This window comes from Pantoea sp. M_10, from assembly GCF_008631515.1.
Taxonomy (GTDB): domain Bacteria; phylum Pseudomonadota; class Gammaproteobacteria; order Enterobacterales; family Enterobacteriaceae; genus Pantoea; species Pantoea anthophila.
The window spans coordinates 173,084-192,513 of record NZ_VWUL01000004.1; the positions used below are offsets into that span (position 1 = coordinate 173,084).

A 19,430-nucleotide genomic window follows, 5' to 3' on the forward strand; every position below is an offset into this window, starting at 1 on the left:
GGAAGCTATGTTGATACCTTCAAAGTTGTTTGAGAACTGACACTTTTGTATATTCAATGTTCATTTTTGTACGGAGGGCGCGGCTGTGGAGTGGAGTGATGTTCAGGTATTTCTTGCCGTCATGCGTAACGGCTCTTACGGGAAAGCGGCCCTGAGTCTGGGCGTGAGTCATCCGACGGTAGGACGCCGCATAAAGGCTCTGGAGGATGAGGCGCAGCAGGCACTGTTTCGCCGGACACAGGATGGCCTGGTGCTGACCGATGCCGGTGACGGCGTGATGAAGCTGGCCGAAGCGATGGAAAATTCGGCGCTGGCGATGGAGCGACGCCTGGCCGGAAATCATGAACGCCTTGAAGGGATTTTACGTATCTCAGCGGCAGAGTGGTTTACTAACTACGTGCTGGCACCGGTTCTGAGCGAACTGACGCGCCGTCATCCGGCGATCGTGCCGGAGGTGATCGCCAGCTTTCGCCTGCTCGATCTGTCGCGCCGCGATGCCGACGTCGCATTTCGAATTGTGCCTTTTACCGATCCCGACATCGTTCAGCGACGTCTGATGAGCGTGCCTTATGCCCTCTACGGGACGCCAGAGAAGGCGGAGGCGCTGTTAAGCGCCCCCTCTTCGGTAGGGCTGATCCTGATGAACAGCGCACAGTCACACTTTCCTGACGTTTCCTGGCTTCTGGAACGGTTTCCGCAGTCGGCCCCGGCATTGAAAAGCACCAGCCGGGCTGTTCAGGCGCAGATGTGCCTGCGCGGGATGGGCGTCGCCGTGCTGCCTCAGCCACTGGGCGACGCCACGCCAGGCCTGCAGCGCATTGCCACGCCAGATATGCCGCCTTCAAGGGATATCTGGGCAGGCTATCATCAGGACCTCCGTCATATGGACCGGCTGCGTGCCCTGCTTGATCTTGCAGAAACGATGCTGGCCCCCGAACCCGACTGACAGGGCATGACGGCGTCAGGTGTTTACACCGTCACTTTACGCCTGCGACCATTTTTAAGAGTCAGCGTGATGGCGGAAATCAGGAAATAGAAGACGCCAAACGCCGCGTAGGGGGCAACCGTGGTGACATCCAGATGCATATCACTGCTCGCCTGCCTGAACATAAAAATGCCCGCCAGCGCAGATTGCGCACCACTTAAAATCATCGCCCACTGCCCATTGGAAGAGTTCCAGCGGCGGAGGGACGCCGAAAGCTGAAGCAGGCCCGAAAAAATTGCCCAGATACCAAAGACTTTGATGGTCGCATTTATGCTGACGGAGAGTGACCAGATAATCGCCGCCGCGACAATCAGGCTCACAATCAGGTTAAATTTCTGCGGTGGATTTACCGCTAATCCGCCTGACTTACTGGCATCTAAATAATTTGCCAGGGCATCCCAGGCCGGATAGAGAATAAAGAGAACGGCTCCGATGCCGGGATGATCTTTACCAATCAAAACCGCGAGTAAAATCCATATAACAGATGCGATCGCACGGATATAGTAATAAGACTGAAGCCATTGGTTCTGGGCGTGCGTAATAGATGGTTGAGGGGTCTGCATAATAACTCTCCGGTTTGATCTGAAGGTAAATACTTTCACAGGCGCTGACTGACTCAGTGCCCGGCGTTTCAGTGAGACGGGGCAATATAATTCAGGTCGTTTTCGCTGATTCCCCTCCGGCGATAACCGGCTTTGTTTATCAGACGAACACTGCGTATTCGCAATAGCCCTCCTCTGGGACTCAAAGCAGGGAACCGGACGATCTCAGGCGCAGTCCAGATAACAATCGGCGTTAGCGGGCTCACACTCCCTGGCGGATAAGGTGGCGGGCAGACAAACGGCACGTCCGGGATCAGTGAATAAACGTCAGCGTCACATCTCAACGCGAGTTCATTTTTATTCATCAGCTGGCACGGCAATGAAGCAGATTCACGATGCTCATCCGCATGACAGACGGCCTCTGAGACTCGCTTTCTGTCCGCCAGCAGTTGCGCAAGTAGTGCATCAATGTGCGTCCGCTGAGGAGTGGCAGCGACCGCTATTTTTTGCCCGGCGGGCAGCGGGACCTTATGAGCCAGTGAAAGCCGGACCTGATTCTGCAACTGCGTCTGAAAACCGGCTGCAATGGCGTCAGGCTGGTTACTCATTCTAAAACAGAATGAAGAGAGAACAGGTAATGATGGCAGAGCACGAACTGTCGTCATAAATAACTTCCTCGTGTTTGCTGAGACAAAAGCGATCTGTTCCGCCAGCGGATGCATGGCAGTGATTCCGGATAATGTAATTACCGGGAATAATTAACCGTTCTTCTGGATAGCCCGCAATAAAATTCAGCAGCAGCGCGCTGAATTTAAATGAAAGCGGGAAAATAGTAACAGGTGCCGCAAAGGCGGCTATTTACCCGGACTCGATTAGTGACTTTTCAGTAATCGTTTTATTACCGGTTCGACAATTTGCAGAAATATGTCGGGATTATTAAAAGCGCGTGCAGCAATAATCGCACCATGTACCGTCGCCATAACCGATTTCGCTTCTGCTGCTGCACTTTCCTGCAGGTTAAACACGTGGCTCTTATTTCCCCTGTCGAGCACGGCGGTCAGCCATTCCGTGAGATCGCTAAAATGTCCGGTCACTTCCTGAGCGACCTCTTCAGGTAAAACCGGTAACTCCACAGCCAGCATCACACAGATACAGAAAGGCGAGTTGTTCTCTTTTATGCAGGTGGCCCAGAAGTTCACATAGCTGTTAATCTCCCCCAGGGCATCTCCGGCGAAGTGCTGACTGATTGCCGCCATGCCTGTCTGTGCCTGCTGACGATAATCACTCACCACCGCCTGCACCAGATCCGCTTTGGCGGGGAAATGGTGATGAATACTGGATTTGCGGATTTTTACCCGCTCAGCCAGATCGGCATAGCTGAAGCTGTTATATCCGCCGGAGGTGAGCAGCATTCGGGTATGGTGCATTATTTCTTCGGCTTTCTGTGAACGTTCGGTACTCATGCATGCTCCGGCAGTTGAGATCAATTAACAGCAAATCGGTAAACGGCCCTGAACCTACTGACCGCCATGCGGGTTGTCAAGCGAGCCTGGCGCGCCTCCTTTACGCTTACTCAGGCCAGCCATACTGCTGAACACCCCATCACGCAGTATCAACCCATGGAACAGGGCAGCGGCAAGATGCAACATCACCGTCAGGAAAAGGGCCAAAGCAACCCAGCTGTGAAGCGGCCGCAGCACAGCATAGGCGTCGTTGCTGACAGGAAAAATGGCCGGCAGCACCCGGTTACCCAGGGTAATGGGATAACCAGCGGCCGACTGCATCGCCCAGCCGATGAGAGGCTGAGCCAGCATCATGGCATACAGCGCCCAGTGGGACAGATGCGCTAACCCCTTCTGCCAGCCCGGTAGCGTGGCCGGCAGCGCAGGTTTAGCGGTAGTGAAGCGCAGCCAGAGCCGCACAATCACCAGCAACAGAATCATCAGGCCCAGCGGTTTATGTATGGCCACCAGCAGGCTGTGCCATGACGACACCGTGGAGACCATGGCGACACCCATAAACAGCATTGCCATGATGGCCGCGGCCATCAGCCAGTGGATGATGCGCAGTGCCGGGTGAAAAGTGTTTTTCTGTTTCATCAGTGAGCCCCGGCCTGTTCGTGGGTGCGAGCATTATAAGATTTGGCATACGCAGATGAACGCGCATTCAGAAGCGGGTCATCCGAGGCTGCAATGCCATCCGGTAAAATCAGCGGATCGTAATTGATGTCGTTACACGCGCCATCCTGCTGAGCCGTCATCGTATGGATGGTGAGGGTACCGGCAGTGATCTTCCTGCGGTCTTCTGGCCACGCCACCGACGCATCATTGCCTTTATCCCCTGCATCCGCTTCGGTGATGATCAGGTCCCACTGCTGCGGCCCCTGTGCCAGTCGCTGCTGCAAATCGTTTCGTAAGAAGTCAGCGTCCCCCTTCTCTTTTACCGCTATCGGCTGATAGTCAGCGTGCGGCACCATACTCCAGCGCACCAGATGGGAATGGCCTGCGGCATCGATAAAATTAAAGGCGTTCAGGCTGTTAAAGCGATCGCTAATCCAGCTGGAAGAAGGCACTGCCTGCTTTGCCCAGCCAAAAAAGCGTTTGATCTCCGGGTGCTGCTGCACAAAAGCCTGAACTTTAGCGGGATCGGGTTTACCCGTTCGGGCATCCGGCAGCGTCGCGACCTGCAGATCGTAAAAACCCTCCACGCTCTGGACCGGAAAGAACGGCATCGCATTCATGCCGGTTCGCCACTGTTCACCATTTTTCTGATAAAAGGCCAGCGCCATGCTGCGCACCGGCACCGTATAGTCAGGCGCATGGGGATTGCCGCCTGCAATTGCCAGACGACCCACCACAGGCGTCACCCCTGGCGCGAACAGCGCGGCGCGCGACAGGGCACTGGCGTTACCGTTTGACGAAAAGTCGCCCAGAATACAGACGCCTTTAGCATGATTGCGGCGAAAGCCTGGATGCCTGCCGCCCGACTTTTCTAAAGCCGTGACCAGCTTATCCGATGTCAGCCGCGACCTGTCCAGCCAGCCACCCGCCCACAGTAAGAGCGCAAGCAGCAGTAACGGTATGACAGCGATTATCGCCAGACGCGCTAATTTCTGACGGTCAGAAAGAGAAGATTTATTCATTAACACACTCAACATTGCAGAAATTAACGTCAACGCTCATTCGCGCGTCATCCTTCACGTTTTGCCTCTGACAGAACGATGACCCCGTTAATCGCGCCGGGCCTGCAATGAATCTACTAGTAGGTAGGCTAAGGTGTCAAACGACTTTGCGTCTTTCTTTTAATCATCTGTGCTTCAGAGAGGAAGCTGGATGAGGGGCGTATCAGGAGTTACAGACAGCGTCTTTTCCGGCCGGTACATCGCGACAAATGGCGTCCACCCTTCCGGACGCCCTGCCCACCCGGCACGCTGTTTACTCAGTAAACCCTGAGCCGGTTACTGCGACATCTGTTGGGCAGATTTCAGGTGCTGCTCGACAACCGGGGTATGCGCGTCGGCCAGCGCTTTTACATCCGGATCTTTTATCGTCTTAGCATCACTTTCCAGCGTTGACAGCACCATTTTATGGTCTTTCAGGCCGGCATTTTCCATATACATTTTGTCAAATGCCCCGCCGCTCTGCTTTTCCAGTTCCAGGGCCATCGCCTTATGCGTGGCATCCGGCTCAGTGGGTAGCGCGACCCCTTTTTGCTGAGCGACCGTCTGCACTTTGGTCAGGGCAGCGCCGTGATCGGCAACCATCTTCTGAGCGAAGGCCTTAACGTCAGCGCTTTGCGACTTACTGAGCGCGATTTTTGCGGCGGCAATTTCATTGATATTGGCCTGCGCCATCTCTTTAACCGCTTTCTGGTCGCCGGCGCTGAGTTTTCCGTTCGATGCGGAGGAGGCGGGATTACCGCTTTGCGGTGTGTTCGTCTGCGTCTGAGCCTGCACGCTGGCAGTAGAGAACAGGGTCACCACTGCTGAGACAGCCAGCAGCCCTTTCACCGTTTTTGTATATTGCATTGTGTACTCCTGAACAGGGCGGGAGAAAATGAACTCTGCACGGCACAAAGTTCCGGACAAAATAGATCTGAATACCGTGCAGCAATAGCGGAGTCAGGCACGGGTTTCCTGCGTTTTACCGCGACGGCTCACTGAACCCCCTTTACGTCCCGCTTCAACGGCCCGTTCAGGGTTATTTTTAAAATTCCCACTACTGGCTTTTCCGCCAATCCGTCCCGCTTCTGAAGCCCGCTGGGGATTTTCTGCGAAATTACCCGATCCGCCTCTGTGCTTGTTCATATTCATCTCACTTTAAATGTTAAGGACTTAACAAGCGTGGTTTGAATGGTGTTTAAACACAAACTTTTAGCATTATTTCCACTGAGAAAATCATCGCGTTAAATATTCCCGCTTCGCTCAGAAAAAAATATATCGTCTTTATAAGCAACAGGTTCACTCTGAAATCTGTACCAAAGCGAAAATCATTGCATCGCTTTCCTGATGCGTTTTTAAGACGATTCTTAGCCGTAACCCGGACAGAGATAACCTGCTGCCTGTTCAGCATGTTAAATAATCTTACGAGCCTGATGCCACGCGTAAAATCAGCAGGACTGGCGCTAAAAGAAGAAAATTACAAGCTTCTTTTCAGAAATAAAGCGTAAGCGGCAAAAAAATAAAAAGCAGGAATGAGGCAAAATCGTGAAGCTGGAATTTTCAGTAAATGTTTCCTGTTTCCGGTCCAGCAGTTGTCATGGATGGCAGATAAATGAACTGCGCCAGTAAAGTACCGCTTCCCTTAAAATGTGGCAATCTATCAGAGGATCAAGAGCAATCCCGAATCGATGAAAATAAATTTTACTGAATTTGTGCCAGCGGCGCGGGACGCAATCCGGAAATCAATTCAATCTGCGTTTCCAACTGAGTCAGGTTCAATCGCCTCAATCAGGAATTTACCCTGATTATGAATGTTGCCGACTTTGCGGGTAACAGGATGCCAGGTAAAGGCTGTCTCAGGTAAGGCTGCGTCACGTGCGATCTCCTGTGCACGTTCTGGCGTGGTTTCTGCACTCAGCCATTCGCGTACTGCATCGGCACGCAAAACCAGCGGGCGACGATCGTGGATATCGACCATGCCGTGATTGCTCGCGGCCGTTACGATGACAAACCCCTCGCGCCCGTGATCCCTGCCGTAAGGCGCCCTGCCAATCGCAGCAAAGAACAGCGGCTCCTGCTTTTTGTGGCAGATAAAATAGGGCTGTTTTGCTTTGCCGTCCCGCTTCCATTCAAACCAGCCATCTGCCGGAACAATGGCGCGTCCATGCTCCCAGAGAGGTTTAAACATACGCCCTGTGGCAGCCGTCTCACCCCGCGCATTGATGAGTGGCTGCTTGTGCCACCACTCCGGACCATAACCCCAGTTGACCGGGTCAAAGTGGATCTCCTCCTCCCGCTCATTGAGCAGCAGGACGTTTGTTCCAGGCGCAACGTTGTAGCGCCCTATCGGTTCCGGATCGTAAATGACCTCATCGGGCGTCAGCCCCAGTGCGTCAAAGTATTCATCTCTGCTGCTGTACTGCGCAAACCGTCCACACATAGTCACCTCCTCTGCAAAGGATAGTGTGTTACGGGCAGGCCGCTCAGGCTATTTTCAGGATGCGCTACTCTTATTCTGGTCAGCGTCAGCGAATACTGAGGTCACGACGCAGCTCATCAGACAGAGGACGCGAAAATGAAAATTACGGTGGTTTTTGAAGATACAGGCGTGGAAGAAGAGCATGACTTTGACGCGAAGCCCCGCGCAGGCGATTTAATTACGTTATCGCGCGACGGAAAAGGAGAGGATTTTATCGTGCTGATTGAGCCCGATCCTGATCACACGCATGACGATGGCCGCGACGGACATCCCACTAAGGCCAGGGTCCGGCCTGCGTAGTGCCCCATTTGATCAAAATCGGCAAAACCGCTTTTAACCGATCCTGGCCGCCCGGCTTATGCCACACCGGGCGGCCCTTTCATGACAACGCAATAATTATCAGGTGCGCACGCGCAGTGCGGCCTCAATCCTGTCGGCAATTTTCGTGACCACATAGGCAATCACCATGTAGAACGCTGCCGCAATCAGGAAGGCTTCGAGATAGTAGAAGTTCAGGGCTGCCGTTAACTGGGCCTGAGCAAAAATATCCACCACTTCGATGGCAAACGCCAGCGACAGGGCTTTCATGATCACCATAAACGCATTCGCCAGGTCGGGGATTGCCGCCACGATGATCTGTGGGAACATCACCCGACGGAACAGCTGTCCGCCGCTGTAGCCGAGCGATAAGGCGGCATCCGACTGACCGCTGTCGAACGAATTCAGCGCGCCTTTCCACACTTCAGCCTGGAACGCCGCTACGCAGGCACTCAGCGCCACAATGATGATGACCCAGTTCGGCAGCGAGTGAGCATTGACCGCTATTCCGGACAGCGTGGCGACAAAGTGGAGCGCCGGGGGCAGACCGTAGTAGGCGAGGAAAATCACCACCACCATCGGCACACCTTTGAAGGCAATTTTGTAGGCGATGACCAGCTGCCGCAGCACCGGGATGCGCTGATGCTCAATAAAGGCAAACAGTCCGCCCAGCAGCGTCGAACAGATGAATATCGTCACTGCCATCAGCAGCGTTACCGGCACCGCATCCAGAATGCTCCAGAAGTCCGGCAGTAACACCTCAGCATCAAACATAGTTTTTCTCCCCTGCTCAGACGCTGGTGGTGAACTTCACGCGCGGTGCAGACTTAGCGCTGTACTTCGCATGACGTTGTTCGAAGAAGCGGATAACCAGCCACGCCACACCGCACAGCAGTGAATAGAGCACGGCCAGCACCAGATAGGTGCCGAACTGATACTGGTTGTAATCGCGTTCCATAATCAGGTGCGCGGTCGCCATCACATCAGCTGCACCGATGTACATCACCAGCGCCACATTATGAATCAGATAGATAATGGCATTTCCGTAGCCCGGCAGCGCAAAGTGCACCGCCTGTGGGCCGATGACACGCAGCATTTTCTGGCGGAAGCTGTAGCCCAGGCTGTCGGTGGCATCGTGCTGACCACGCTCAACCGCAAGATAGGCCGGGCGCATCACTTCCGACAGGTAACCTCCGTGATAGAGGCTCAGGCCGATCATCGCCGCCACGTTGGCGGTGAAAAAGTCGCGAAAACCGAAGTTATCGGTAATCAGTGGCATGCCGTAGAAGGCGACAAACAGCTGCAGCACCACGGGCACGCTGCGCGCGTAGGAGACATAGAGATCGGCCAGCTGGCTGATCACGGGAAGACGGCGCACGCGGAAAAACGTGGCGATAAGCGCCAGAAAGAACCCGATAATCATCGCCACAAACATGATGCCGAGCGTCAGAGGCAGCGCCGACAGCAGTTCTGGGATCATGGAGGATAGATTCACGGTGAAACACTCCTGCTAAAAAGGACAGCCTGCGCCCGATCTGACATCGGGCGCAGTGAATCTGTTACTTCATGTACTTCGTCACGTCTTCGCCAAACCACTTCTGCGCCAGCTTATCCAGCGTGCCATCCGCTTTCAGCGCCTTCAACGATTGAGCGATGTCATCACTCAGCGCCTGATTCTCAGCGGAGCGGTGGATCAGCACATAGGTGTTGTTAATCACCACCGGCTCACTGGCTTTGATCGCCAGCTTCTGGTTGTCGATGACCGTCTGCTCACCCAGATTTGACGGCAGGATCAGCGCGTCATATTTCCCGTTCTGCACCTCTTTCAGGCGATCCGGGTAAGGCACACCCGCGCTGGACGCTTTGATGGTGATTTTGTCGTTCGGATTTTCCTGCTGCCACTGGGTGACAAACTTATAGACACCACCGCCTGCGGTCACCGGCACGATATTCTTACCGACCAGATCTTTCATGCTGTTGATGTTGCTGTCGCTGCGACTGTAAATCTTCATCAGGCTGGCACCGATCGGTGCATCGGGGATGAGGAACTGTTTACTGCGGGCAGGCGCTTTATAATATCCGCCCGTCGCCATGTCATATTTGCCGGTCACCAGACCGGTTTCCTGAGCGATATCCGCCGCGCCTTCCATCACAAATTTATACTGTGGCAGCTTCGCGTTGATCGCTCTCAGTACGTCCGGCTCGTAGCCCTGTGGCTCATGGCCGATTGCGCCCCATGACAGGGGTTTGGACTCTGCTGCGGTGGCGATCTTAATGGTGCGAACGGCATCCGCAAAGCTGTTACCGCTGATCAGGGCCAGTGCGATGATGCCAGGCGCGGCCAGGCGACGTAATGTGGTTTTGATTGCAGGCATGTCTCTGACTCCTGTGTTTATTAGAATACTTTTTCTGAGTTGAGGAACTGGGCAAGGCGCGGCAGCGTGGGGTTATCAAACATCTCTGCTGGCGTCCCCTGCGCAGCCACCACACCCTGATCCATAAACACGATGCGGTTCGAAATGCTCTTCGCAAACTGCATTTCGTGCGTCACCAGCAGCGAGGTAATGCCGGATGACGCCACATCTTTGATCACTTTAAGCACTTCCCCCACCAGCTCGGGATCGAGCGATGAGGTCGGTTCATCAAACAGCATCACGTCGGGACGGACTGCCAGCGCCCGTGCGATACCGGTACGCTGTAACTGCCCGCCAGACAGCTGTGACGGATAGTGATGGTGCTTCGCCCCCAGGCCTACGCGCTCCAGCTCCTGCACGGCGATGTCGCGCGCCTGCTGTCGGGTTTTACGCTGGATGACGATCAGCGGGTCCATCACGTTCTCCAGCACCGTCATGTTCTTGAAGACGTTAAACTGCTGAAACACCATGGCGGTACGCAGACGGATCGCCTGAATCGCCGCTTTGTCGGGTGACTGATAATCCATGCGGATCTGATCGAGCTGAATCGTCCCCGCAGAGGGCTTCGCCAGATAGTTGATGCAGCGCAGCAGCGTGGTTTTCCCGGTGCCGCTTGGCCCGATGATCGACACCACATCGCCACGTTTGACCGACAGGTCGACGCCTTTGAGAATCGGGTTGCTGCCGTAAGCGAGCGTAATATTGTTGAGTTCTAACATCCGGTGCAGCCCTTATTTGTTCAGGTCAGCATGGCCGAGCACATGCATCAGACGGTTGGCCCAGCCAAAGATGGCGATGGCGTGGATGAGATCGATGATCTCCTGATCGTTCATGCCGACAGCGCGCAGAGCGGCCACATCGTCCGGCGTCGCCTCAGAGGGCGTGACCGATAAACGACGGGCAAAGTGATAGATCGCCGCGTCGCGTTCACCTAATACATCCGCCCTGTCGAAGTAGACCGCACTGACCACCGCGTCATTCCCGGCCAGCTGGGCATGACGGCGCGCATGCACCACCGCACAGTAGCGACAACCGTTGACGATGGATGCACCGAGCGCGCCCAGTTCACGATCCGCGCGGTCCAGTCCCCCTTCAACATACATAATGGCGTTGAACAGGCCGGTGCGGGCGGTGTAACTTTCGGGATCGTGCACCAGCGTGCGCACGTACTCTGAGATTTTCTTGTTGGAGGGCGTCACCTTCATCGCATCAAGCTGCGCCGGTGTCGCCTGTTCAACCTCGACCGGCGTGATATAGGGATGCCAGTGCAGTGGTTTGAGGTTAACTGACGGAATCATGCGGACCTCATCAGGCGTAAGCCAGCCGCGACGCGCGTCTGGAAGTTAACAAAGGCGATCAGTTCCGAGAGCGCGACGATTTGCGGGTTGCTTAACCCGGCCTGCTCAAGCAGCCGGATATGCTGTTCGGTCGCCTGAATGGGTTGCTGCGTCACCAGATCGGCATGGCGCACAATCGTTGCCAGTGGCTCTTCACTCACCCCACCGCGCGCGGCCAGGGTCAGCAGCACGTCAGACGGACTTAACGCCGCCAGCTGAGCCTCGTAATCCTGTTGCAGCGCGGCATCATCGTTCTGGTGTGCCATGCGCTGGGCCAGCGCCAGACGCAGATCCGCCGGTAAACCCTGTTCATCTTCGGGCGCCAGCACGGACAGACGGCACGCTTCTGCACCCTCAACAAATTCGGGGCGCAGGCGGCGCGTCTGATACAACGCCTCATCGGGTGTTAATCCGGCTGCCTGATCAATAACGTCGATCACAACGCGTTCTCCTGTTTTAGTTGCGGGGTTGAATCCACCCATTCATCCCCCTGCAATTCAGGGGTGTCATAAGCCTGTAAACTGGCGAAGTGCTGTTCGACATCCTCGGCAAACAGCGAGGCCGTTATGCCGCGCACCAGACGATCGGCCCCCGCACTCACGGCCGGAATATCGCCGGAGACTTTGCCGTGCGTCAGCATCGCGGCATCGTTAAAGCAGTGGATGTGTGCCAGCATCGGGCAGGCCCCCGGCGTCACTTCGCGAAACTCAAAGGAAGGCCCCAGATCCGGCGCGTCCAGCAGGTTCTGACGTGCTGGCCCCATCTCTGGCTGATAACGGCCGTCGGCCCAGCTGCGGATATGCGGCGCGATGGCAGCAAACTCCGGCCGGCCGTTGAAATCGTTGGTGAAGCCGGTGGCGGCGATCAGGAAGTCGTAGCGCAGTGCGCCCTGGGTGGTTTCAATCACCAGGCCCTCTGCTTCCTGCCTGACGGCGTTAATGGCACAGTCGAGAAAGAAACGCGCATTGTCATGGCGGGAGACGCGCAGGGTTGACGCGCGAGGCGGCGGCGTTTGTGTCGCGGCGGTGTAGTCGACAAACTTCCATTTCCACGCATCCGGCAGAGAGTGCATGCCGTGTATCACCCCCTGGCTGCCGATGCCGGTCATCTTGTTGATACGCGGCATCGCTTTGCGCCGGATCAGCAGATCGACCGCTGCGGCACCCTGCTCCAGTGCGGTGGCTGCGTTATCCATCGACGACGCGCCTGCTCCAATCACCGCCACGCGTTTGCCCTGTAACGCCGCAAAATCGATATCATCGGCGGAGTGTGCCCAGAACCGGCGATCAATACCCTGCAGGAAATCCGGAACGGCAAACCCGCCCAGTCCTGAACGTCCGGTAGCCAGCACCAGACGGCGTGTGTAAACACGGCCGGTTTCGGCGCCGTCCAGATCCAGCGCAATGACATCTCCGGCCTGTGCGATAGTGCAGACCCGCACGTTGTTCTGCACCGGCAGATTCAGCACCCTGCGATACCAGATCAGATAATCCATCCACTGCGCTTTAGGGATTTTATCCAGCGCCTGCCAGGCTTCCTTGCCCCACTGCGCCGTAAACCATGCGCGGAAGGTCAGCGGTGCAAGACCGAGTGCCGGGCCCTGTAGCGTTTTCGGCGAGCGCAGGGTTTCCATGCGTGCAAAGGTCACCCAGGGGCCTTCCCGCCCTGCCGGTGCGGCGTCATACGCCACCACATTGCTGATGCCGGTGAGCTGTAATTTAGCGAGCGCAGCCAGACCGCACATCCCGGCACCGATGACCACGACATCGCGAACCGGCGCCCCCTGCCAGGTGCGCTCCGGCACCCAGGATTTGGCGGGCAATTCCAGACATTCCAGATCCTGCTGCAGCTGAGCTTCAAGCGCGGCAAGGCCTTTGGCGGCATACGTCATATAGAGATTTCCCTGGTGTCAGCGATCGCCGGATAGCGGGCGAAAACGATTTAAACGCGCCGATGACCCTGCTTTTTATTATCTTAAAAACGCATAGTAAGCGGATAAGAATCATCATGACGCATAGTAAGAACTCAGTTTTCGCATATTCCTCTTGCCCCAAATCGGAGTCAAGAAGCACGCTCACCCATTGACCAATGGATTTCTTATATCTTATGCCGCATAAGTTATAAGCATTGAAATCACAGGGATTATTCAGAAGCCTGCGCCCGGTTAACCCTGACGGGTATCTGTTGATTGTGGCAGGAGGAGAGGTCACCCTGCCGGGTGACCGGGAGAGGCGGTGTTAATTCTGGTTGATAATACGCATGATGCGGGGATGTTCACTGGCTGTCAGACGTTCAAACCCCGGCAACAGGTGTGCGGCAGCATCGGCCAGGGCCTCCACCAGCGCCTGAGCCGCACTGGAAATCTGGCGGCCCTGAGGGGTGATGACGCCAAAGAAGTAAGGAATATCTTCCTGAATCGGGCGGATTGCCACACCGGCCAGCGGCATGCCCCAGCCCGTTACCGGTTCGAGGATCGCCACACCTAATCCAGCCCGCACGCAGCCCAGGATATTGGCCGAAGAGTTGGTTTCAATGGTTTCCAGCAGCGGGGCTCTGACCTTTTTCAGCGCTTTTTCATAGCGTCCGCGTAAGCGCTGCGGGCTGAAGGGAGCGATCAGCCGGCGGCCTGCCAGCTGGCTCAGCGAAAGCTCCCGGTTCGCCGCCAGCTCATCCTCTTCCGGCAGCGCCACGACGCACTGAGACTGTCCAATCCAGTGCAGTTCAACCGCGTGATGTTCCAGCGGCAGACTGCATAAACCGATGTCAGCCTCTGCGGTGATCACCGCGTGCGCCGTCTGAACGGCAGATTCACTGATGATCTGGACTTTGTTCTGCAGGTTCAGTGCGGCCAGCGCCTGCGGCAGTAATCCCGCCGCCAGCGCAGGGGTCGCGGCAATACTGAGCGGGCGATGCTGCTGATGCGCAATCTCCTGGGCGCGTAAGCGGATCTGCTGCAAAGAGAGCAGTGCTTTTTGCACATACTGATGCAGCTGTAACGCCTCTTCAGAGGGATGAATGCGTGGGCCGTTGCGGATAAACAGGGGGTAGCCCAGCGACTGCTCCAGCTCCTGAATCAGACGGGAAACAGCGGGCTGCGAGCGGTTCAGTGCTTTGGCTGCCGCCGTGACGCTGCCCGCAGAAATTACCGCCGAGAAGGCCTCCAGCTGACGCAGATCGAGGTCATTTAACATGGTCATCGCGAAGATACTTCCCTGAGTCGTTGATCGTTCCCGACAGAGAGTCGGAAAAAAGTCATCATAGAGAGAGTGTGCCGAATTAGCCACCACGAGCAATCTGCGGGGCAGCGCAGTCCGTTATCCGCCATCACCCTGCTGCCTGTGAACTCTGGTAAAGAGACAACGGAAATGTCACCCTTCAATGATGCTGACCACTCAGTAAGGTCCGGGTATCCGGAAAGAGAATTAAGGAAAGGAGACGCTGGCGTGACGGTTTCTATAGGTGTACTTGCAGGTATGGGACCCCGTTCTACGGCCCCGTTCATTGATATGCTGGTGACAGAGTGCCAGCTGGGCTATGGTGCAAAATATGATCTGGATTTTCCTAAAATGCATATCATCTCTTTGCCGACCCCGTTCTGGCCCGGCAGGGACATTGACGCTCACGCTATGGTTACCGCCCTGCAGGAGGGCATTGCCGACCTCGTTAAGGCCAGAGTCAGCCTGATAGCGGTTCCCTGTAATCTTGCACACTGCTATTTCGCCGAAATGAAAAAGGCCTGTGGTGATATTCCCCTTCTTCATATTGCAGAGAGTGTCCTGGCGTCGCTACCCGCAGAAGCCAGCAGAATCGCAGTACTGGCGACAGAACCTACCCTCGAAGCCGGTTTCTATCAGGCACGTATAAAAGCGTCTGGCCGCGAGATGATTGATTCAAAGCGGCTTCGTGAAATGACCACAGCTTTAATCGGGCAAGTGAAAGCAAAAGGCTTCCACGACGCTGAGGTGCAGGCAGGATGGAAGGCGTTAGTCGCTGAAGTGGAAAGGCTTGAGGCAGAGGCGCTTCTGATTGCCTGTACCGATCTCAGCCCCCTGATAAAGGATCACTCTTACCGCTTTACCATTGCCGATACTGCAGCAACGCTGTCCAGGGCAACTATCCAGACCTTCAGGCTGCTAAGTGGTTACAATCCAATGCCGTGGTGATCGCCACGGCATTCTGCTTTCAACTGATGACGCGGCTGAAAGCCGATCCTGTATCACCATAAATCATCAATGAATTAGTGGCCGCTCATCAGCTTTTTTACCTTTTCAGGTTTGTCATGCACGCCGAACCGGTCAACCAGCGTCCGGGTCGCGTCGTTCATTCCCCTGATGTCGACATCGGTGCCCTCACGGCGAAACTTAATCACAATGCGGTCCAGCGCATTGACTGCGGTGATATCCCAGAAATGGGCGTGCGTCACGTCGATCACCACACTATCCAGCTTCTCGCGAAAATCGAAATGGCGGGTAAACCGGTCAGCTGAGGCAAAGAAGAGTTGTCCGCTCACGGTATAGGTGCGGGTATTGCCCTCTACGGCAGAGGAAACGGCCATAAAGTGGGCCACCTTAGTGGCAAAGTTCAGTGATGCAATCAGTACCCCGGTCAGCACGCCAAAGGCCAGATTATGGGTGGCGACCACCACGGCCACGGTCGCCAGCATCACGACGCTGCTTGAAAGCGGGTGGGTGCGCAGATTCGCAAGGGATTGCCATGAAAAGGTGCCGATGGAAACCATAATCATCACCGCAACCAGCGCCGCCATGGGTATCTGCGACACCCAGTCGCGCAGGAATACCACCATCAACAGCAGCACCACGCCCGCCATAAGCGTGGAAAGCCGTCCCCGCCCACCCGATTTAACATTGATTACCGACTGGCCAATCATGGCACAGCCCGCCATCCCGCCAATAAACGAAGTGCAGATATTGGCAATACCCTGTGCTTTGCACTCGCGGTTCTTGTCACTCGCTGTGTCGGTCATATCATCCACAATTGTGGCGGTCATCATGGATTCCAGCAGCCCTACCACGGCCAGCCCCGCCGAGTACGGCAGAATGATCAGCAGGGTCTCAAGGTTAAGCGGGATATCCGGAATGAGGAACACCGGCAGGCTGTCAGGCAGTTTACCCATATCGCCCACCGTGCGAACGTCCAGGTGCAGCCAGACAGAGATAGCGGTCAGCACGATGATGCAGACCAGGGGGGAAGGAATCGTTTTATTCAGGTACGGGAAGAGATAAATAATGCCGAGCCCGGCAGCGGTGAGCGCATAGACGTGCCAGGTGACATGCGTCAGCTCCGGTAACTGCGCCATAAATATCAGTATCGCCAGGGCGTTCACGAAGCCGGTCACCACCGAGCGTGAAACGTAGCGCATCAGGCTGCCGAGCTTGAGGTATCCGGCTATAAGCTGGAACACGCCGGTCAGCACAGAGGCCGCAAGCAGATATTGCAGTCCGTGGTCTTTAACCAGCGTGACCATCAGCAGTGCCATCGCACCGGTTGAGGAAGAGATCATCGCCGGGCGGCCACCAAAGAAGGCCATGACGATGGGAATACAGAAGGCGGAATAGAGGCCGACCTGGGGGTCGACACCAGCAATGATGGAAAAAGCGATCGCTTCCGGAATAAGCGCGAGCGCGACAACAATACCGGCAAGGACGTCACCACGGACGTTACCCAGCCAGTCCTTACGCGTCGAGGACAGCAGCATAATAATTTCTCAGATTTTGAATAAAGTCAGCCCGCAGGGGCAATAATTTTCAGATACGAAAAGATCCATCCGCAGACGGGATGTGCAGGGCGCGCAGCTGAGCGGGCTCAGTGCGACAGAGGAGGGGTAAGACTCAGGGTGGCGTAAGACGCATGATTTTAGGTTCTCCTTTACGGCTACAAAGTGCCTTCAGGACGGAAGTCATCCCGCGCAATGCTGTTCTGAACGCGGGCCGTGATATCTGATCAGAGCGAAAAGCTGAACAGACAGACCCGTTACTATAAACGAATGCCATGACCGATCAACCCCGCTGCAACAGGTCAGCGCCTTTCCGCGCAGGGCGCGCGGGTGTCAATGCGCCAATCCGTGGCTATTCTTACCTTGCAACCAGCCAGCTCTGTAAATGAAGGTTTCTGCCCAGGCCGATGGTCAGAAAAGAGAGGTGACAGTGTGGCTTTATAAGGACAGCGGACGAAGGCCTGATGCGAAGCCGCGACGATAAACTGATTAAAAAGGTGACATGATGTCTAAAACGCGGTGGCTTCTTCTGCGGCTGACCCGACAGCTCTGGTTTCGCAGTTCATTATTTGCGCTATTGGCAATTATCACTGCCCTTGTCGCTATCGCCATTAAACCCTTTATACCGGTTTCGGTATCAGGGATTGTGGGCAGTGACGCGGTTGATAAGATCCTGACGATACTCGCCTCAAGTATGCTGGCCGTTACGACCTTCTCGCTCAATATCGTGGTTACGGCTTATAACTCTGCCAGCAGCAGCGTGACGCCACGCGCTACGGTGCTGTTGCTTGAGGATGGCACAACGCAGAATGTGCTGGCGACCTTTATTGGCTCCTTTCTTTACAGCCTGGTGGGCATCATCGCCCTTGGCATGGGCGCCTATGGCACCCAGGGGCGGGTGATTCTCTTTTTTGTCACCCTGGTGGTCATTGCCACGATTGTCGTGACGCTGCTGCGCTGGATACAGCATCTGGCCCAGTTTGGCTGCATGTCTGACACTTCACATCGCGTCGAAGAAGCCACCACGGCAGCCCTCCACGATCGCCTCCGGCAACCCTGTATGGGCTGCTCTGCCTGGAACGGTGTTCTGCCGGAGAACAGCGCCCCGCAGAGCATCTTTCATCCGCAGACCGGCTATCTGCAACATGTTGACCTGCAACATCTTTCCGACTTCGCTCAGGAGAACGACTGTCATCTTTATCTTGCCGCTCAGCCGGGCACTTTTATTCATCATGGCGCCCCGCTACTCTGGTGCGATCGGCCACTGGAGGAGGATGAGATGCAAAGATTGTGTCATGCCTTCACCCTGGGTGAGCAGCGTTCCTTTGAACAGGACCCCCGCTTTGGGCTGTGTGTCCTGTCCGAAATCGCCTCACGCGCACTATCTCCGGCGGTTAACGATCCGGGCACTGCGATCGATATTATCGGCCGGGCGGTCAGGTTGTTTACCCTGCCCGCCTCTGCAGACTCTGCCACCACGCTCTACCCGCGGCTCTTTATGCAGCCCGCACAAATCTGCGACATGTTTGACGATATTTTCACCGGGATTGCGCGCGATGGTGCCGCACTGGTCGAAGTTCAGCTGCGCCTGCAGAAAGCGCTGCACTCGCTGGCGGTGATTTCACCTCAACGTTATGCCGCAGAGGCGCAGCGCCATGCCCTGCTTGCGCTGACGCGTGCCAGTCACGCGATGCATTGTGAGGCAGATAAAGAGGCAGTTAAACGTGCTTATGGCTGGCACTATTTAAACGGGATGGGAATAAGTGAAGAAGAGAGCCTGATATAAAATAATATCGGCTGGCAGAGAAAGGATTTAATTAAAGTTGCCAGTAACACTGCGGCAGCGCTTATTTATTGACAATGGGTTTCGTAAATTAATCCTCACCTCTCAATGTATTAAAAATGAAAGCCCCGGCAGGAATGCCGGGGCCTGAGGCTAAATCAGCATTAACATCTCTGATTATTCAGACTTACGTCCGCCCCCGTGGCTATTCTGGCCACCTTTTTTGCCCGCTTCTGAAGCTTTTTCACGGTCATTGGCGAAGTTACCGCCACTGTTTTGCCCGCCTTTTTTACCCGCTTCAGATGCTTTCTCAGGGTTTTCTGCAAAATTACCTGAACCACCACGATGTTCGGCCATATTATCCTCCTGGATAACTTTTCTAAAAATAGATGGTAACCGGCATGATAAATATCGCCAGCCGTATTCGTGTTGCACTGTTTATTCTAGAGGGGGCAGGAATGTTTGCAAGCGGACCCGTTTAAACTCTGCGGGGAAAATAAAACAAGCGAAACGAAAAAAATCAAAATAAGCCAGGCGACAGCGCTGCTCTTTATGAAAATAAAACACGGGCTTATAGAAAAATCTATTTAGTTTCAGCCGCACAACTCGTTAATAAATTTTTACTTATCTATAAATTAGCGCCCTGCGCACCTCGCTCAGACGCGTGATGCGCAGTGA

At 55.2% G+C, this 19,430-nt stretch carries 22 protein-coding genes; 4 read left to right on the forward strand and 18 right to left on the reverse strand.

Translation table 11 applies throughout. The annotated features are described in order from the left end of the window. Positions 1–85: 85 nt before the first annotated feature. A complete protein-coding gene (locus F3I47_RS13190) occupies positions 86–946 on the forward strand; it encodes a LysR family transcriptional regulator (protein WP_150029100.1) in 861 nt (286 codons plus the stop codon). Between the two features lie 23 nt (positions 947–969). Here F3I47_RS13190 and F3I47_RS13195 read toward each other — a convergent pair whose 3' ends face one another. From F3I47_RS13195 to F3I47_RS13230, 8 genes are all read right to left on the reverse strand, one after another. Beyond that, positions 970–1,587 carry a DUF308 domain-containing protein gene (locus tag F3I47_RS13195; protein ID WP_223812719.1) on the reverse strand — a complete coding sequence of 206 codons (618 nt, stop codon included), beginning with the start codon at positions 1,585–1,587 and terminating at the stop codon, positions 970–972. Positions 1,588–1,616: 29 nt separating this feature from the next. Further along, on the reverse strand, positions 1,617–2,249 hold the full coding sequence (locus F3I47_RS13200; protein ID WP_150029101.1) for a hypothetical protein: 633 nt from the start codon (positions 2,247–2,249) through the stop codon (positions 1,617–1,619). 150 nt (positions 2,250–2,399) lie between these two features. Further along, positions 2,400–2,990 (reverse strand): TetR/AcrR family transcriptional regulator, encoded by a 591-nt coding sequence (locus F3I47_RS13205; RefSeq protein ID WP_150029102.1) that lies wholly within the window; start codon positions 2,988–2,990, stop codon positions 2,400–2,402. Positions 2,991–3,044: 54 nt separating this feature from the next. Then, on the reverse strand, positions 3,045–3,626 hold the full coding sequence (locus F3I47_RS13210) for a cytochrome b (protein WP_150029103.1): 582 nt from the start codon (positions 3,624–3,626) through the stop codon (positions 3,045–3,047). After that, positions 3,626–4,669 (reverse strand): catalase family peroxidase, encoded by a 1,044-nt coding sequence (locus tag F3I47_RS13215; RefSeq protein WP_150029104.1) that lies wholly within the window; start codon positions 4,667–4,669, stop codon positions 3,626–3,628. Before F3I47_RS13215 ends, F3I47_RS13210 begins: the two co-directional genes overlap by 1 nt. Positions 4,670–4,984: 315 nt before the next feature. Further along, the gene (locus F3I47_RS13220) at positions 4,985–5,554 is read right to left on the reverse strand and encodes a DUF4142 domain-containing protein (RefSeq protein WP_150029105.1); all 570 of its coding nucleotides are present in this window, start codon (positions 5,552–5,554) and stop codon (positions 4,985–4,987) included. 93 nt (positions 5,555–5,647) lie between these two features. Further along, positions 5,648–5,833, reverse strand: a complete 186-nt coding sequence (locus F3I47_RS13225) for a general stress protein (RefSeq protein WP_072215481.1) — start codon at positions 5,831–5,833, stop codon at positions 5,648–5,650. Between the two features lie 601 nt (positions 5,834–6,434). Continuing rightward, positions 6,435–7,127 carry an SOS response-associated peptidase family protein gene (locus F3I47_RS13230; RefSeq protein WP_150029106.1) on the reverse strand — a complete coding sequence of 231 codons (693 nt, stop codon included), beginning with the start codon at positions 7,125–7,127 and terminating at the stop codon, positions 6,435–6,437. 135 nt (positions 7,128–7,262) lie between these two features. On the opposite strand from F3I47_RS13230, the gene F3I47_RS13235 reads away from it, so the two are divergent. Continuing rightward, a complete protein-coding gene (locus F3I47_RS13235; protein ID WP_150029107.1) occupies positions 7,263–7,466 on the forward strand; it encodes a hypothetical protein in 204 nt (67 codons plus the stop codon). Between the two features lie 99 nt (positions 7,467–7,565). Here F3I47_RS13235 and F3I47_RS13240 read toward each other — a convergent pair whose 3' ends face one another. From F3I47_RS13240 to F3I47_RS13275, 8 genes are all read right to left on the reverse strand, one after another. After that, complete coding sequence (locus tag F3I47_RS13240; protein ID WP_140923388.1) at positions 7,566–8,258, reverse strand: amino acid ABC transporter permease; 693 nt, start codon at positions 8,256–8,258, stop codon at positions 7,566–7,568. Positions 8,259–8,274: 16 nt separating this feature from the next. Beyond that, complete coding sequence (locus F3I47_RS13245) at positions 8,275–8,964, reverse strand: amino acid ABC transporter permease (RefSeq protein WP_009092884.1); 690 nt, start codon at positions 8,962–8,964, stop codon at positions 8,275–8,277. A 79-nt stretch (positions 8,965–9,043) separates the two neighbouring features. Beyond that, the gene (locus tag F3I47_RS13250) at positions 9,044–9,859 is read right to left on the reverse strand and encodes a transporter substrate-binding domain-containing protein (RefSeq protein ID WP_046102723.1); all 816 of its coding nucleotides are present in this window, start codon (positions 9,857–9,859) and stop codon (positions 9,044–9,046) included. Between the two features lie 20 nt (positions 9,860–9,879). Then, positions 9,880–10,617 carry an amino acid ABC transporter ATP-binding protein gene (locus tag F3I47_RS13255; RefSeq protein ID WP_009092882.1) on the reverse strand — a complete coding sequence of 246 codons (738 nt, stop codon included), beginning with the start codon at positions 10,615–10,617 and terminating at the stop codon, positions 9,880–9,882. A gap of 12 nt (positions 10,618–10,629) precedes the next feature. Continuing rightward, a complete protein-coding gene (locus tag F3I47_RS13260; protein ID WP_046102724.1) occupies positions 10,630–11,196 on the reverse strand; it encodes a peroxidase-related enzyme in 567 nt (188 codons plus the stop codon). Further along, entirely contained in the window at positions 11,193–11,675 is a 483-nt protein-coding gene (locus tag F3I47_RS13265; RefSeq protein WP_150029108.1) for a CMD domain-containing protein, read from the reverse strand. The genes F3I47_RS13260 and F3I47_RS13265 overlap by 4 nt, the downstream gene beginning before the upstream one ends. Next, the gene (locus F3I47_RS13270) at positions 11,672–13,126 is read right to left on the reverse strand and encodes an NAD(P)-binding domain-containing protein (protein WP_150029109.1); all 1,455 of its coding nucleotides are present in this window, start codon (positions 13,124–13,126) and stop codon (positions 11,672–11,674) included. Before F3I47_RS13270 ends, F3I47_RS13265 begins: the two co-directional genes overlap by 4 nt. 346 nt (positions 13,127–13,472) lie before the next feature. Continuing rightward, on the reverse strand, positions 13,473–14,432 hold the full coding sequence (locus F3I47_RS13275) for a LysR family transcriptional regulator (RefSeq protein ID WP_046102728.1): 960 nt from the start codon (positions 14,430–14,432) through the stop codon (positions 13,473–13,475). A 246-nt stretch (positions 14,433–14,678) separates the two neighbouring features. Between F3I47_RS13275 and F3I47_RS13280 the strand changes: the two genes are divergently transcribed. Further along, complete coding sequence (locus tag F3I47_RS13280) at positions 14,679–15,398, forward strand: aspartate/glutamate racemase family protein (RefSeq protein ID WP_150029110.1); 720 nt, start codon at positions 14,679–14,681, stop codon at positions 15,396–15,398. Positions 15,399–15,472: 74 nt separating this feature from the next. Here F3I47_RS13280 and F3I47_RS13285 read toward each other — a convergent pair whose 3' ends face one another. Continuing rightward, the gene (locus F3I47_RS13285) at positions 15,473–16,951 is read right to left on the reverse strand and encodes a SulP family inorganic anion transporter (protein ID WP_150029111.1); all 1,479 of its coding nucleotides are present in this window, start codon (positions 16,949–16,951) and stop codon (positions 15,473–15,475) included. A gap of 520 nt (positions 16,952–17,471) precedes the next feature. Here F3I47_RS13285 and F3I47_RS13290 point away from each other — a divergent pair. After that, complete coding sequence (locus F3I47_RS13290; protein WP_370461998.1) at positions 17,472–18,755, forward strand: DUF2254 domain-containing protein; 1,284 nt, start codon at positions 17,472–17,474, stop codon at positions 18,753–18,755. Between the two features lie 174 nt (positions 18,756–18,929). On the opposite strand, the gene F3I47_RS13295 is transcribed toward F3I47_RS13290, so the two are convergent. After that, positions 18,930–19,109, reverse strand: coding sequence for a general stress protein (locus F3I47_RS13295; protein WP_009092874.1), 180 nt, complete (start codon positions 19,107–19,109; stop codon positions 18,930–18,932). Between the last annotated feature and the right edge of the window lie 321 nt (positions 19,110–19,430).

Coding starts and splice junctions, on each gene's coding strand:
- F3I47_RS13200 (WP_150029101.1), bottom strand. CDS start 2,249: ATGCATCCGCTGGCGGAACAGATCGCTTTTGTCTCAGCAAACACGAGG.
- F3I47_RS13270 (WP_150029109.1), bottom strand. CDS start 13,126: ATGACGTATGCCGCCAAAGGCCTTGCCGCGCTTGAAGCTCAGCTGCAG.
- F3I47_RS13215 (WP_150029104.1), bottom strand. CDS start 4,669: ATGAATAAATCTTCTCTTTCTGACCGTCAGAAATTAGCGCGTCTGGCG.
- F3I47_RS13250 (WP_046102723.1), bottom strand. CDS start 9,859: ATGCCTGCAATCAAAACCACATTACGTCGCCTGGCCGCGCCTGGCATC.
- F3I47_RS13245 (WP_009092884.1), bottom strand. CDS start 8,964: ATGATCCCAGAACTGCTGTCGGCGCTGCCTCTGACGCTCGGCATCATG.
- F3I47_RS13295 (WP_009092874.1), bottom strand. CDS start 19,109: ATGGCCGAACATCGTGGTGGTTCAGGTAATTTTGCAGAAAACCCTGAG.
- F3I47_RS13275 (WP_046102728.1), bottom strand. CDS start 14,432: ATGACCATGTTAAATGACCTCGATCTGCGTCAGCTGGAGGCCTTCTCG.
- F3I47_RS13285 (WP_150029111.1), bottom strand. CDS start 16,951: ATGCTGCTGTCCTCGACGCGTAAGGACTGGCTGGGTAACGTCCGTGGT.
- F3I47_RS13235 (WP_150029107.1), top strand. CDS start 7,263: ATGAAAATTACGGTGGTTTTTGAAGATACAGGCGTGGAAGAAGAGCAT.
- F3I47_RS13220 (WP_150029105.1), bottom strand. CDS start 5,554: ATGCAATATACAAAAACGGTGAAAGGGCTGCTGGCTGTCTCAGCAGTG.
- F3I47_RS13205 (WP_150029102.1), bottom strand. CDS start 2,990: ATGAGTACCGAACGTTCACAGAAAGCCGAAGAAATAATGCACCATACC.
- F3I47_RS13210 (WP_150029103.1), bottom strand. CDS start 3,626: ATGAAACAGAAAAACACTTTTCACCCGGCACTGCGCATCATCCACTGG.
- F3I47_RS13260 (WP_046102724.1), bottom strand. CDS start 11,196: ATGATTCCGTCAGTTAACCTCAAACCACTGCACTGGCATCCCTATATC.
- F3I47_RS13230 (WP_150029106.1), bottom strand. CDS start 7,127: ATGTGTGGACGGTTTGCGCAGTACAGCAGCAGAGATGAATACTTTGAC.
- F3I47_RS13240 (WP_140923388.1), bottom strand. CDS start 8,258: ATGTTTGATGCTGAGGTGTTACTGCCGGACTTCTGGAGCATTCTGGAT.
- F3I47_RS13255 (WP_009092882.1), bottom strand. CDS start 10,617: ATGTTAGAACTCAACAATATTACGCTCGCTTACGGCAGCAACCCGATT.
- F3I47_RS13225 (WP_072215481.1), bottom strand. CDS start 5,833: ATGAACAAGCACAGAGGCGGATCGGGTAATTTCGCAGAAAATCCCCAG.
- F3I47_RS13290 (WP_370461998.1), top strand. CDS start 17,472: ATGATGTCTAAAACGCGGTGGCTTCTTCTGCGGCTGACCCGACAGCTC.